Genomic DNA, 12,986 nt, shown 5'->3' with positions numbered 1-12,986 from the left:
ATGCGCGCCCCGCGCGGCCGCACCGCACGATCCGGAAGAACACGATCAGCAAAAAGTAGTACACGTGGCGACATTGACCCGTTCCTCCGGGTGGTAGGTGACGCGGACGTCCCCACCCTCAAGCCCCTCGCTCACAGACCGCTCACAGCAGGCACCCAGCGCACTCCCAGCCGCCCGGCGGCTCCCGCGCGGGCGGGGCGGGAAGTGTCGGTGGCGGCTTCTAAGCTTTGGCCATGGCACGTGCTAACGAGGAAGCGGCGGCTGCGCTGCAGGAGTACGCCGAGCTGTTCGCGCTGACGGGCGGCGACGCCTTCCGGGTGCGCAGTTACCAGAAGGCCGCCAAGGCCATCGCCGGCTTCCCCGAGGACATCTCGGCCGTCGACGTGCGCTCCGTCCCGGGCGTGGGCGAGGCGATCGCGAAGAAGATGGAGGAGTTCCTCCAGCGCGGGAGCTTCCGGCAGCTCGACGACCTGCGCGGCCGGGTCCCCGAGGGCGTGCTGCGGCTGACGCGGGTGCCGTCGCTGGGCCCGAAGACCGCGATCATGCTGTTCGAGGACTTCGGCATCGACTCCCCCGGCGCGCTGGGCGAGGCGATCGCGGCGGGCCGGCTCGACGGCGTCAAGGGCCTCGGCGCCAAGACCCTGGCCAACCTCGCCAAGGGCGTCCAGCAGCTCGAACAGGCCGGTCGCCGGGTCCACATCGGCGTCGCCATGTCGCTGGCCGAGCAGGTGATGGCGTCGTTGACGGCCGAGCGGATCGCCTACGCCGGGTCGCTGCGCCGCATGAAGGACACGATCGGCGACATCGACATCCTCGCCGTGGCGCCCGAGTCGATCATGGAGTCGTTCCGGGCGCAGCCGTACGTCGCGGAGGTGATCGCCGCCGGCGACAAGAAGACGTCGATCCGCACCACCTCAGGCGTCCAGGTCGACCTGCGGGTGGTGCCCGCGGCCTCGTGGGGCGCCGCCCTGCAGTACTTCACGGGCTCCAAGGAGCACAACGTCGCGGTCCGCGAGCTGGCGGTCAAGAAGGGCTGGAAGCTGTCGGAGTACGGCCTGTTCGAGGGCGAGCGGGTGATCGCCGCCGAGACCGAGGAGGACATCTACGCCGCGCTCGGCATGCAGTACGTCCCGCCGCCCATGCGCGAGGACGGCGGCGAGGTGCGCGCGGCGCTGCGCGGCGAGCTGCCCGAGCCGGTGCGCCTGGAGGACCTGCGGGGCGACCTGCACACCCACACCGACCTGACCGACGGCATCGCCTCGCTGGAGGACATGGTGGCCGCCGCCGAGGCGCGCGGCTACTCCTACTACGCGGTCACCGACCACGCGCCCGACCTGGCCATGCAGCGCATGACGCTGGACAAGGCCCTGGAGCAGCGCGAGCGGCTGGCCAAGCTCCAGGAGCGCCATCCGGGCATGCGGCTGCTGCACGGCACCGAGCTCAACATCGCGCCCGACGGCTCGGTCGACTGGCCCGCTGAGGTGCTGCGCGAGTTCGACGTGTGCGTGGCCTCCGTCCACTCCCACTTCGGCATGCCGCGCGACGAGATGACCCGCCGCTTCATCGCCGCCTGCGAGAACCCGTACGTCGACATCATCGGGCACCCGACCACCCGCAAGATCGGCAAGCGCGACCCGGTCGACGCCGACTGGGACGCCGTGTTCCGCGCCGCCGCCCGCACGGGCACGGTCATGGAGATCGACTCCTATCCCGACCGTTCCGACCTGCCGGCCGACCTGGTGCGGCTGGCCAAGCACCACGGCGTGAAGTTCTCCATCGACAGCGACTCCCACGCGATCCCCCACCTGGCTCACCAGCGCTACGGCGTCGGCATCGCGCAACGGGCCTGGCTCACCACCGACGACGTGGTCAACACCTGGCCGCTGGAACGGCTGCGGGCGTTCCTGCGGCCCTGACACCCGCCGGGCCCGCCGGGCTCCCCGAGCTCCCCGAGCTCCCCGAGCTCCCCAGGCTCCCGGGTTCACGGCGCGTCGCGGCGTAAGGTGAAGACGACCCGGCTCTTCCCCGCGGGGGCGAGCCGGTCCTGTCGATCCCCCGGCATCGGGAGGGCGCATGACGGCGAAGGCGTTCGCCTCGTCGGCCGACCTGGCCGACCAGCGGCAGACCCTGGACGTGCTCGCGGACGGCGTGTACGCGTTCACCGCCGAGGGCGATCCCAACGCCGGCGCGATCGAGGGCGAGGACTTCCTCGTCTGCTTCGAGGCGCTGGCCACGCCGGTGGCGGCGCGCGAATGGCTGGCCCGGCTGCGCGAGCACACCCGCAAGCCGGTGCGCTACCTCGTGCTGTCGCACTACCACGCCGTACGGGTGCTGGGCGCGAGCGCGTTCGACGCCGACGTCGTCGTGGCGCACGACAAGACGCGGGAGCTGATCGCCGAGCGCGGCCGGGAGGACTGGGAGTCGGAGTTCGGGCGGATGCCGCGCCTGTTCAAGGAGCCGGACAGCATCCCGGGCCTGACGTGGCCGACGCTGACCTTCTCCGACCGGCTCACGATCGACCTCGGCGGCGGGCGCGGCGACCTGGTGCTCTGGCACTGCGGGCGCGGCCACACCGAGGGCGACCTGGTGGCCTGGCTGCCGGAGCGGCGCATCCTGTTCGCCGGCGACCTGGTGGAGTCCCAGGCCGCCCTCTACACCGGCGACGCCTTCCACCGCGACTGGGCCGCCGGCACGCTCGACCGCATCGCGGAGCTCGGGGCCGAGACGCTGGTCGGCGGCCGCGGCGCGGTCGCCCGCGGGCGGGAGGCGGTGGACGCGGCCATCGCGCAGACGCGGATGTTCCTGGAGGTCATGATCCGGGAGGTGGGTGCGGTGCGCGACGCGGGCGGCACGCTCAAGCAGGCGTTCGAGGCGGTGCACGAGCGGCTCGCGCCCCGGTTCGGCGGGTGGCCGATCTTCGAGCACTGTCTGCCGTTCGACGTCTCGCGGCTGTGGGACGAGCTGTCCGGTGTCGAACGGCCGCGCATCTGGACGGCGGCCCGCGACCGCGAGGTCTGGGACCTCCTCCAGGGCTGAGCGGTCATGCCGGACGACGAGCCGCTCCCCGACGACGCGCCCCACGCCCCACGACGGCGTCGCCGGGGTCGGGCGCGGATCCCCGAAGCTTCGGAGGCGTCCGGTGGCGGAGGTGGCTGCAGCCGGTTCGGAGGTGACCGAGACCCCGGACACACCGTGGGAGCGGCGAAGGCAGGGGTGGGGATGAAGCCGGACGCGGCGAAGACGAAGGCGGAGGCGGGGGCGACGCCCCGTGCGGGCGCGAGGTCGGCGCCAGAAGCGGGAGCGACGCCCCAGGCGGGCGCGAGGTCGGTATCAGAAGCGGGAGCGACGCCCCGTGCGGGCGCGAGGTCGGCGCCGGGAGCGGGAGCGACGCCGATCGGGGTCATGTCGGAAGGGGAGGCTGCGTCGCTGCCCGTCGTCGTGGTCGGGGCCGGGCCGGTGGGGCAGACGGCGGCGCTGCTGCTGGCTCGCTGGGGGCTGCCCGTCGTGGTCCTCGACCGGCAGCGTGGCCGCGTCCCCGCCGGGTCGAGGTCGATCTGCCAGCAGCGGGACGTGCTCGACGTGTGGGAGGCGGCCGGCTGCGCGGACATCACCGCCGAGGGGCTGACCTGGACCACCGCGCGCACCTACTACCGCGGCCGCGAGCTGTTCGCGTGGAGCTTCGACCCGGGCCGCTCGCCGCTGCCGCCGTTCGTGAACATCTCGCAGGCGCGTACCGAGGAACTGCTGGACGAGCGGATCGCCGCGACGCCGCTCATCGACGTGCGGTGGGGACACGAGGCGGTCGCGTTCACCGAGGACGCGGGCGGCGTCACGGTGCGGTGCGCGGACGGCGCCGAGGTGCGGGGCTCGCACGCGATCGTCTGCGCGGGCGCCCACGGCGGCGCCGTCCGGGACGCGCTGGGGGTGTCGTTCGACGGGGAGACGTTCGACGAGCGGTTCCTGATCTGCGACGTCCGGGCCGACCTGCCCGGCTGGGAGCGGGAGCGGCGCTTCCACTTCGACCCCGCGTGGAACCCCGGCCGTCAGGTGCTCATCCACCCGTGCCCCGGCTCGACGTACCGCATCGACTGGCAGGTGCCGCCGGATTTCGACCTCGCGGCCGAGGAGGCGTCGGGCGGGCTCGACCGGCGGATCCGGATGATCGTGGGCGAACGGCCGTACGAGCTGCTGTGGCGGACCGTGTACCGCTTCCACGCGCGGGTGGCGGGGCGGATGCGGGTCGGCCGGGTGCTGCTGGCGGGCGACTGCGCGCACCTGGTGGCGCCGTTCGGGGCCCGGGGGCTCAACTCGGGGGTGCCGGACGCGGAGAACGCCGCTTGGAAGGTCGCGTTCGTCCGGCACGGGTGGGCGCCGGAGGAGCTGCTGGAGACGTACGAGCTGGAACGGCGGGCGGCGGCGCTGGAGAACCTTGAGGTGACAGGGGCGACGATGCGTTTCCTGGCGCCGCGCACGGAGGAGGGCCGGGCCCGCCGCCGCGAGATCCTCGAACGCGCCGCCCGGGCCCGCCCGGGCAGCGGCGAGGAGGGGCACGACGGAGACGGGCGCGACGAGGACCGGCACCACGCGGACGGGCGCCACGCGGACCGGCACCACGTGGACGGGCGCGACGCCGGCCGGCGTGACACTGAACGGCGTCCGGACGCCGGTGGGGACGGGGGCGCGGTGGCGGCGGTGGACTCGGGGCGGTTCGCGGAGCCGTTCTGGTATCTCGACTCGCCGCTGACCACCCCCGCGCCCGGACGCGCCTTCACCGGGCGCCCACCCCGAGGAGAGTCGCCGGCCCCGGTGCCCGGCGTCATCGTGCCCGACGCGCCGATCTCCGTCCCGGGACGGCCGGAGGTGACCAGGTTGCGGCAGCTCTGCCGCGACGGGCTGCTCGTCCTGCTCACCGAGGGCTGCGACCGCGAGACGCTCACGGCGGCGGCGCGGGACGCGGTGCGGGCGCCGGTCACGGTGGTGGCGGTGGAGGAGATCGACCCGGCCGGAGACGTGCGCAAGGCGCTGGAGGCCAGGCCGGGCGAGGTGTGGCTGGTCCGGCCCGACGCCCACATCGCCGCCGTCCTCACCGTCCCGGACCCGGCCACCCTGGCACGGACCGCCCGCCGCTCCCTCGGCCACCCTTCCTAGCCGATCCGTTGGATCAGTCGCTCCTGTCAGCGCCGGGCGCGGTCGGATCTCAGCGCGGGATCCGGGCCGGCCTCAGCCGCGAGACGGCGGGCAGCGGGGTGGACCTGTTCGCGGTCGTCAGGCGACGGCGAGCACCTTGGTGATGTTCCATTCGGCCAGGTCCAGCATCCACTGCCGGTCGGGGAAGTCGGTGTCCGCGATCCGCAGCGGGCCCTCGATCAGCGAGAGCACCTGCGCGTACCGGTAGAGCTCCAACCGGTGCGGGTCGAGATCGACCGGACGCAGCGCCGGGTACGCGGCGCCGAAGCGCATCTGGAGCCAGGCGTGCTCCCACTCGACGTCGAAGTACGTCAGGCCCTCGACGTCGATCACGACGGGTTCGCCCGCGGGCGTGACGAGTACGTGGTCCGGTCCGAGCTCGCCGTGCACCAGCGCGTATCGCTCGCGTGCCGTGACCGCGCCACGGAGCCGGTGGACGTGTCCGGCGATCCGGTCATACGCCGCGCCCAGCCGGGCGTCGCGGGTCGCCACGGCGTCGAGGTGGCCGAGCGCCCGGTCCACGACGACGTCCTCGGCGCGTCGGGTCCGGGACGCCTCGCCGCGGGTGACAGCGACGAGCTTGCCGTATTCCGGGCCGAGCGTGGTGTGCATGCGTCGCAGGGCGTCACCGAGCATCGACAGCGGCTCGGCGGCCGCGGCCGGGTCGTGCTCCATCAACGCCTCGAGCGTCACCGCGCCGACGTCCTCGACCAAGGCGACGTCGGCGTCGAGGTGGCGGCCACCGCGGTCGAGAGCCAGCAGCCGTGGGGTCCGCACGCCCGCGGCGGCGAGGACCGACTGGCTGACGGCGTACAGCTCCGCGCCCGAGGCGTCGGTGAACGGGTCGTCCGGGACGGCCGGCGAGGGCGGCCAGTAGTTCTCGCCGCTTGCCCAGACGTAGAGGATCACGGTCGTCCCGTCGTCCAGACGGAGCCGGTAGACGCCCTTCTTGGTGCCGCCGGTCAGCCGGTCCAGCGCGGTCAGCCGCCGGCCGGTGCCGAACTGTTCCGCCACCAGGTCGCGCACGTCGTCAGGCTGCAGGAACGAGCGGGCCATGATCGCCTTTCGTCGGGGTGATCGACCATGCTGCCCAAGCCGCCGACAGCTCGCAATCCGGGGGGGCCCGGCGTCAGCTCGCGAGGACCGCGCGCAGGGTGGCCGCGTACGCGCTGGGGTGGGTGGTGTTGCCGTTGTGGCCGCCGGGGAACTCGCGGAGCTCCGTGCCGAACAGGCCGGCCAGCGCGGCGGCGCACTTGTGGTCGAAGACGCCGCGCGGAGTGGTGCGGCCGGTCACGGGGACGACGCGCGTGCCGGTGTTCTTGAGCGCGGCGACGTCGAGGGTGTCGCGGATGACGGCGGTGAAGTCGCGCTCGATGAAGAAGCGGAAGTTGGCCACCCGCTGGGGGGTCAGCGGCTGCGGGGTGACGCCGGGCTCGGCGTCCGGGTGGGCGGGGTCGATGCCCAGCACCTCGGCGATCAGTTTGAACGCGGCGGGCAGGCCCTCGCGCCGGTAGACGTCCTGGATCTGCTCCAGCTCGCGTTCGTGGTGGGCGCGCTGATCGGCTGGGAGGAGCCGGGGCGTGACGGGCTCGTGGGCGACGAGCAGGCTGATCTGGTCGGGGTGGTCGACGGCCAGGTGCAGGCCGATCGAGGCGCCGAGGCTGCAGCCGAGCATGAGCGCCGGCTGGTCCGTGAGCTGCGCCAGGAGGCGGTGCACGTCGTCGGCGTGCTCGGCGATGGTCACGCCCTGGTCGGGGTCGTCCAGCGTGCTGCGGGACAGGCCGCGGCGGTCGTAGGTGACGACGGTGTGGTCGGCGACCAGCCGGTCGACCAGGTCGGCGCTGCGCCGGGCGTCGCCCTCCCCGCTCTGGGAGATCAGCAGCAGCGGGCCGGAGCCCTGGACCTCGTAGTAGAGGGTGGCGCCCGGCACGCGCAGCGTGCCCGTCGTGACGGCGGTGTCCATGGGATGTCCTCTCGGGCCGGGGGCGGTGCGCCGCCCCGATGACCTCGATCATGACACATCTATTTTGATACATCAAGAATGATGCATCTTGCTTGATGTATCAGTGCGGCGGCCATGATGGGCTTCCCGAGGATCCCGGCGGCCGGGTCAGGATGCCGCGAACAGGGCGTCGAACTGGGCCTTGCCCTCACGCTCCAGCCACGTCTCGAAGTCCATGAGCCCCGGGTGCAGCGCCCGCAGCGCCGGGATGTCGGCCCGCCACCCCCCGAACGAGTCCACCGCCTCCATGTCGGCCGCACCGAGCCCGAGAGCCGCGCGCCGCTCGGCCGGGATGGGCTCGACGTCGACAGGACGGCCCGTGGCGCGGCCGATGGCGGCCACCAGCGCGTCGCGGGACAGCTCGTCGCCCGCCAGTTCCAGCGCCTTCCCCACGTACCGGTCCGGGTCGGCGAAGGCGAGCGCGGCGAACGCGCCGATGTCCGTGACGGCGATGAGCTGGACCGTCGCCCTGGGCGGGATGACGCGGACGAGGGCCGCGTCGCCGGTCACGCCGTAGTGCGGCCGGGCGTGGTTCTCCATGAACATGACGGGACGCAGGATCGTGGCGGGCACGCCCAGCGCGCGGATGTGCTGCTCGATCTCCCACTTGGTGTTCCAGTGCGAGATCCCGGAGTCGCGGTCGGCGCCGCCGACGGAGGCGTAGACGAGGTGCCGCACGCCGGCCGCGTGCGCGGCGTCGGCCACGTTGACGCCGAGCCGCACCTCCTCCGCGACGCCGTGCGGCGGCCCCGCGGCCGGCTGCACGCTGAACACCCCGTGGGCGCCGCGCACCGCCTCCGCCAGCGAGTCGCGGTCGCCCATGTCGCCGGGCACGATCTCGGCGCCCGCCTCCGCCAGCCGTCGGGCGGCCGGGGCGCCCGGGTCGCGTACCAGAGCCCTGACGTGCCAGCCCGCGGTCAGCAGCGCGCGGGCGGTGGCGCCGCCCTGCTGGCCGGTGGCACCGGTGACGAGCACGGTCCGTTCGGTCATCGTCTCTCCTTGGTAGATTATTCGGAGCGATGCTCCGGAACATACGGAGCACTGCTCCGATTGTCAACCGCGAAGGAGAGTCCTGCCGTGCCCGAGGCGCTACGCGCGGACGCCCGCCACAACCACGACCAGCTCCTCGCCGCCGCCCGCGCGGCCTTCGCCGAACACGGCACCGAGGCGTCACTGCGCGACATCGCCCGCCGCGCCGGCGTCGGGATCGGCACGCTCTACCGGCACTTCCCCACGCGCGAGGCGCTGCTGCAGGCGCTCATGCGCGAGCGCTTCGACGCGCTCGGGCGGCGCGCCTCCGGGCTGCTCGCCGAGCCGTCGCCGCGCGAGGCGCTGCTCACCTGGCTGGAGGAGGTGGCGGCCGGGTCGGCGACGTACCGGGGGCTGCCGGAGTCGGTCATGACGGCGCTGCGGGACGAGGGGTCGGAGCTGCACGCCTCCTGCGCGGCGATGCGCGAGGCGGGCGCCCGCCTCCTCGAGAAGGCCCAGGCCGAGGGGGCCGTACGGGCGGACGTGACGGTCGAGGAGCTGCTGGCGCTGGCGGCGGGCACGGCGTGGGCGGGCGAGCAGTCGCCGGGGCGGCCGGAGATGGCGCGGCGCCTGCTGCACCTCGCCATGACGGGCCTGGCCGGCTGACACCTCGCCACGACCGGCCGGACGGCCCCTCACCACGATCGGCCGGACGGCACCTCACCACGACCGGCCGGACGGCCCCTCACCACGACCGGCTGGGCGGGCCGGCGCCCCGCCCTGACCGGCCCGACCGGCTGACGTCCCGCCGCGACCGGCGCGAGACCGGCCGACGCCCCGGCCACGCCGTCCCGCGACCGGCTGACGTCCCGGCCGCGCCGCGCCGCCTCCCGACCACCCCTCACGGCAGGCGTCCTTGACGGTTACTCGCGGAACGGCTGGGGATTCCTTGCGGAACGGCACATGGAACGGGAACGCCGACTGTGATTACATGGTTTCCCAGTAGGAAATAAAGACAGCGGAGGTGGTGCCCCGTGAAGCAGGCCGTGACCACGATCGTCAAGCCCCTCCCGGACCACCTGTTCCGCCTGCACGACGGCAACGCCGAGATGCGCTGGGAAGCCATGGCCGGCGTCGGCTACCACACCCCCAACGACCGCTTCTTCGTGCGCAACCACACTTCTACCCCGCTCATCGACGCCGCCACCTGGCGGCTGCGGATCCACGGCCCCGGCGTGCGATGTCCCGGCTCGTACACGTACCCGCAACTGCTGGCCATGCCCGCGCGGACCATCGACACCGCGATCGAGTGCGCCGGGAACGGCCGGAGCCTCTACGACATCCAGCAGCACGAACCGGTCCCCGGGGCGCAGTGGGGGCTCGGCGCGATCGGCGTGGCGCGCTGGCGGGGCGTCCCGTTGTCGTACCTGCTGCGGCAGGCCGGCGTGCGGCCCGACGCGGTGGACGTGGTGGCGCGCGGCCTCGACGCGCCGTTCGAGGACCACGGCCGGGTACGCCGGCCGCTGCCCGCCGGCAAGGCCATGGACGACGTGATCGTCGCCTACGAGATGAACGGCGAGCCGCTTCCGCCCGATCATGGATTTCCGGCGCGGCTCGTGGTTCCGGGGTGGGCGGGAATAGCGTCGATCAAATGGCTCGGCGATCTTGAGGTGGCCACCAAGGAGATCTTCACCCCCTGGAACACCCTTTTTTACCCCGATATCACCACCCAGCCGGTCAAGAGCGCTTTCGAGCTCGCCTGGGACGCCGCGCTGCCCCTCGGCGTCCCGCACGTCCTGCACGGTCGGTCATGGTCGGGACGCGGCCGGATCACCCGCGTGGAGGTGAGCCTCGACGGCGGGCGCACCTGGCGCCAGGCCGAGCACCACGGCCGTCGCCTGGTCGGAGCCTGGTTGCCGTGGCACATCCAGTGGGCGCCCCGCACCCCCGGGCGGCACGTCCTCATGGCCCGCGCGACCGACGAGACCGGGGCGACGCAGCCGCTGATCACTCCCCGTCACCCCTTCGGCTACCACTTCGACGCCGTCGTGCGCCATCCCATTCACGTTGTCAGCGGATAGGAAAATGTCACGGAACCCGGGTGAGCTGCGCATTCCCCATTCACCCGGCCGGGTACGGTGAATTCATCTGAAAGACTCGCGCGGAAACCCATCCGAAATCGGTCCGTGTGATGCTGACCGCACGAGACCATGAGGAGATGAGATGCGCCAGCTGACCGCACTCGACGCGCAGTTCCTCAACGTCGAGTCCGCGACCACCACCGCGCACGTGGCCGGGCTGGCGATCCTCGACCCGGCGGACGGCGCGGTCACCCGTGACGCGCTGGCGGCTCTGCTGCTCGAACGCGCCCACCTGTCGCCCGCTCTCAGCCTCCGGCTCGTCACGGTGCCGTTCGGCCTCGACCTTCCGTACTGGGCGGCGGATCCCGCGTTCGACATCGGGAACCACCTGTTCGAGACCGTGCTGCCGGAGCCGGGCGACCAGCGGCGGCTCGCCGAGGAGGTGGCGCGGATCCACGCCCGGCGGCTCGACCGGGCGCACCCGCTGTGGGAGATGCACCTCATCCGCGGGCTGGCGGGCGGCCTGGTCGCGGTCTACACGAAGGTGCACCACGCGGCCATCGACGGCGTCACCGGGGCGGAGACGCTCGCCGCCCTGCTCGACCTCGCGCCGGGCGACCGCCGCGCGCCCGCGTCCCGAGCCGGGGCCACGGTCGTCCCCCTGCGCGCCCCCGCCGGACCGCGCGGCCGGACCGCCGGCTCCACCGACGCGAGCGCCGCCGCCACAGGGGCGAACGCCATCACCGCCGAGGCGAGCGCCGTCGCCGCCAGGGCGGACGCCGTCGCCGCCGAGGCGAGTGCCGCCTCCGCCGAGACCCACACCACGAGCGCCGCGCAGAACTCCGACGACGAGCCCGGGCTGGTGCGGATGCTCGCCGGGGCAGCCGTGCGGAACGCCACGCAGCCCCTCCTCGCGCTGCGCTCCGTGGTCCGCGCCGCCGCCGACCTCGACGCCATCCCGCTGGTCTCCACGCTGCCCGGCGCCGGCCTGATCGCCCGTACGGCCAGGCTCGTCAGCGGCGACCGGCACGAGCGTCCCGAGGTGCCGCGGCTGGCCGCCCCGCGCACCCCGTTCAACGGCCCGGTCAGCGCCGAGCGGCGCGTGTCGTTCGGCTCGGTGCCGCTCAAGGACGTCAAGAGCGTGGCCAAGGCGAACGGCATCAGCGTCAACGACGTCGTCATGACGCTGTGCGCCTCGGCCCTGCGGGCGTGGCTGGTCGAGCGGGACGCGCTGCCCGAGGAGCCGCTGGTCGCCGCCGTCCCCGTCGCCGTGCGCGCGGGCGGCGCGCGTGAGGGCGTGGGCAACCGCATCTCCGCGATGGTGGCCCCGCTCCCCACGAACGTGGCCGGCTCCCGCGAACGCCTGCGCGCCACGGGGGCGGCGATGCGCGCGGCCAAGCGCAGGTTCGCCCAGGCGCCGGCCTCCTGGCTGGAGGACCTGTGCTCGGTGCTGCCCGTCCCGGTCACGGCCCTGGCCACGCCGGCGCTCTTCCGGCTGGCGTCGGTGGCCTTCCCGCCGGTCAACATCATCGTCAGCAACGTGCCGGGCCCGCAGTTCCCGCTGTACCTGTGCGGCGGGCGGGTGCTGTCGTACTACCCGCTGTCGGTGGTGAGCGACGTGGGCGGCGGGCTCAACATCACGTGCTTCTCGTACGACGGCATGCTCGACTTCGGCGTCGTCGCCTGCCCCGAGCGGGTGGACGACGTGTGGGAGCTGCTCGGCCACCTGCGCACCGCGCTCGACGAGCTGCTGAACCTCGACCGCGCGTGAGCTCACTCCCCGAAATACCCTTAGCTTCCCTCTCATAGGGAGTGTTAGGGTAAAGAGGTGTACGACAACGGCATGCTCGCATGAGCACGATCTACAAGTCCCCCGCAGGCGCGAGTGAGATCCGGCGCCGCTACCGGGAGGGACTGCGCACCTGGCCGGTTCCCGCCGACCACATCCACGTCCCCACCCGTCAGGGCGAGACCTTCGTCGTCGCCTCCGGCCCTGAAAACGCCTCCCCCGTGGTCCTGCTGCACGGCTCGGGGGGCAACGCCATGATGTGGCGGAGCGACGTCGCCTCCTGGTCGCGGCACTTCCGCGTCCACGCCGTCGATCTCATCGGCGAACCCGGCCTGAGCGCGCCCTCCCGCCCGCCCCTCGACTCCGACGCCTACGCCCTGTGGCTGGACGAGGTGCTGGACGCCCTCGGCATCACCGCCGCCCCGGTCGTCGGCGTCTCCCTCGGCGGCTGGATGGCCCTGGACTACGCCATCCGCCGGCCCGACCGGGTGACGCGCCTGGCTCTGCTGTGCCCAGGCGGCGTGGGCAGAACCAGGTCGGCCTGGCTCCTCAAGGCCGTCCTGCTCAGCGTGTTCGGGCGCCGGGGCGTACGCCGGTCGGCGCGGACGGTCGCGGGCCTGGAGAAGGTGCGGGACGCATCCGTCCTCGACGACCTGGTCCTGACCTTCACGCAGTTCAAGCCGCGCACGGCGCGCCTGCCCACGTTCACCGACGAGGCGCTTCGCCGTCTGACCATGCCGATGCTGGTGACGGTCGGCGACCGTGACGCCATGATCGACTCCGCCGGGACCGCCGAGCGCGTCCGCCGGTGCGTCCCCCAGGCGACCGTGCGGCTCCTGCCCGGGGTGGGACACCTGATCTTCGGCCAGACCGAACCCATCCTGACCTTCCTCCGCGCCTGACCGGCCGCCCGCCGGCCGCCGGCCGATCACCGGCCGCAGGGCGAGGGAGGCCGCCG

The 12,986-nt window shown here is 73.5% G+C and carries 11 protein-coding genes; 7 read left to right on the top strand and 4 right to left on the bottom strand.

From position 1 onward, the window contains the following. Positions 1 to 233: 233 nt before the first annotated feature. The 3 genes from polX (at position 234) to HD595_RS32400 (ending at position 5,148) form a co-directional block, all read left to right on the top strand. A complete protein-coding gene (gene polX / locus HD595_RS32410) occupies positions 234 to 1,916 on the top strand; it encodes a DNA polymerase/3'-5' exonuclease PolX (RefSeq protein ID WP_253775679.1) in 1,683 nt (560 codons plus the stop codon). A gap of 157 nt (positions 1,917 to 2,073) precedes the next feature. After that, complete coding sequence (locus HD595_RS32405; protein WP_253775677.1) at positions 2,074 to 3,036, top strand: MBL fold metallo-hydrolase; 963 nt, start codon at positions 2,074 to 2,076, stop codon at positions 3,034 to 3,036. Between the two features lie 366 nt (positions 3,037 to 3,402). Then, positions 3,403 to 5,148 (top strand): FAD-dependent monooxygenase, encoded by a 1,746-nt coding sequence (locus HD595_RS32400; RefSeq protein WP_253775675.1) that lies wholly within the window; start codon positions 3,403 to 3,405, stop codon positions 5,146 to 5,148. Positions 5,149 to 5,265: 117 nt separating this feature from the next. Here HD595_RS32400 and HD595_RS32395 read toward each other — a convergent pair whose 3' ends face one another. The 3 genes from HD595_RS32395 to HD595_RS32385 form a co-directional block, all read right to left on the bottom strand. Next, positions 5,266 to 6,243 (bottom strand): phosphotransferase family protein, encoded by a 978-nt coding sequence (locus HD595_RS32395; RefSeq protein WP_253775673.1) that lies wholly within the window; start codon positions 6,241 to 6,243, stop codon positions 5,266 to 5,268. A 73-nt stretch (positions 6,244 to 6,316) separates the two neighbouring features. Next, the gene (locus HD595_RS32390; protein ID WP_253775671.1) at positions 6,317 to 7,150 is read right to left on the bottom strand and encodes an alpha/beta fold hydrolase; all 834 of its coding nucleotides are present in this window, start codon (positions 7,148 to 7,150) and stop codon (positions 6,317 to 6,319) included. Positions 7,151 to 7,297: 147 nt separating this feature from the next. Further along, positions 7,298 to 8,179, bottom strand: a complete 882-nt coding sequence (locus HD595_RS32385) for an NmrA/HSCARG family protein (RefSeq protein ID WP_253775669.1) — start codon at positions 8,177 to 8,179, stop codon at positions 7,298 to 7,300. Between the two features lie 87 nt (positions 8,180 to 8,266). Between HD595_RS32385 and HD595_RS32380 the strand changes: the two genes are divergently transcribed. After that, positions 8,267 to 8,824: a TetR/AcrR family transcriptional regulator gene (locus HD595_RS32380; RefSeq protein ID WP_253775667.1), complete on the top strand. Its 558-nt coding sequence runs from the start codon at positions 8,267 to 8,269 to the stop codon at positions 8,822 to 8,824. 29 nt (positions 8,825 to 8,853) lie between these two features. Here the strand turns inward: HD595_RS32380 and HD595_RS32375 are convergent, their stop codons facing one another. Next, positions 8,854 to 9,063 carry a hypothetical protein gene (locus tag HD595_RS32375; protein ID WP_253775665.1) on the bottom strand — a complete coding sequence of 70 codons (210 nt, stop codon included), beginning with the start codon at positions 9,061 to 9,063 and terminating at the stop codon, positions 8,854 to 8,856. Between the two features lie 129 nt (positions 9,064 to 9,192). On the opposite strand from HD595_RS32375, the gene HD595_RS32370 reads away from it, so the two are divergent. The 3 genes from HD595_RS32370 to HD595_RS32360 all read left to right on the top strand — a co-directional run bounded on the left by HD595_RS32370 (position 9,193) and on the right by HD595_RS32360 (position 12,930). Next, entirely contained in the window at positions 9,193 to 10,239 is a 1,047-nt protein-coding gene (locus tag HD595_RS32370; protein ID WP_253775663.1) for a sulfite oxidase, read from the top strand. A gap of 142 nt (positions 10,240 to 10,381) precedes the next feature. Beyond that, the gene (locus HD595_RS32365; RefSeq protein WP_253775661.1) at positions 10,382 to 12,010 is read left to right on the top strand and encodes a wax ester/triacylglycerol synthase domain-containing protein; all 1,629 of its coding nucleotides are present in this window, start codon (positions 10,382 to 10,384) and stop codon (positions 12,008 to 12,010) included. A gap of 80 nt (positions 12,011 to 12,090) precedes the next feature. After that, a complete protein-coding gene (locus HD595_RS32360; protein WP_253775659.1) occupies positions 12,091 to 12,930 on the top strand; it encodes an alpha/beta fold hydrolase in 840 nt (279 codons plus the stop codon). Positions 12,931 to 12,986 lie beyond the last annotated feature (56 nt).

It is taken from the genome of Nonomuraea roseoviolacea subsp. carminata (assembly GCF_024172185.1).
GTDB lineage: Bacteria > Actinomycetota > Actinomycetes > Streptosporangiales > Streptosporangiaceae > Nonomuraea > Nonomuraea roseoviolacea.
The sequence above is the reverse complement of the archived record's forward strand: the minus strand, read 5'-3'. Positions and strand labels throughout refer to the sequence as shown.

Bases quoted from the DNA above. Each gene is read 5' to 3' on its own strand.
- polX (WP_253775679.1), top strand. From the start codon at position 234: ATGGCACGTGCTAACGAGGAAGCGGCGGCTGCGCTGCAGGAGTACGCC.
- HD595_RS32405 (WP_253775677.1), top strand. From the start codon at position 2,074: ATGACGGCGAAGGCGTTCGCCTCGTCGGCCGACCTGGCCGACCAGCGG.
- HD595_RS32400 (WP_253775675.1), top strand. From the start codon at position 3,403: ATGTCGGAAGGGGAGGCTGCGTCGCTGCCCGTCGTCGTGGTCGGGGCC.
- HD595_RS32395 (WP_253775673.1), bottom strand. From the start codon at position 6,243: ATGGCCCGCTCGTTCCTGCAGCCTGACGACGTGCGCGACCTGGTGGCG.
- HD595_RS32390 (WP_253775671.1), bottom strand. From the start codon at position 7,150: ATGGACACCGCCGTCACGACGGGCACGCTGCGCGTGCCGGGCGCCACC.
- HD595_RS32385 (WP_253775669.1), bottom strand. From the start codon at position 8,179: ATGACCGAACGGACCGTGCTCGTCACCGGTGCCACCGGCCAGCAGGGC.
- HD595_RS32365 (WP_253775661.1), top strand. From the start codon at position 10,382: ATGCGCCAGCTGACCGCACTCGACGCGCAGTTCCTCAACGTCGAGTCC.
- HD595_RS32360 (WP_253775659.1), top strand. From the start codon at position 12,091: ATGAGCACGATCTACAAGTCCCCCGCAGGCGCGAGTGAGATCCGGCGC.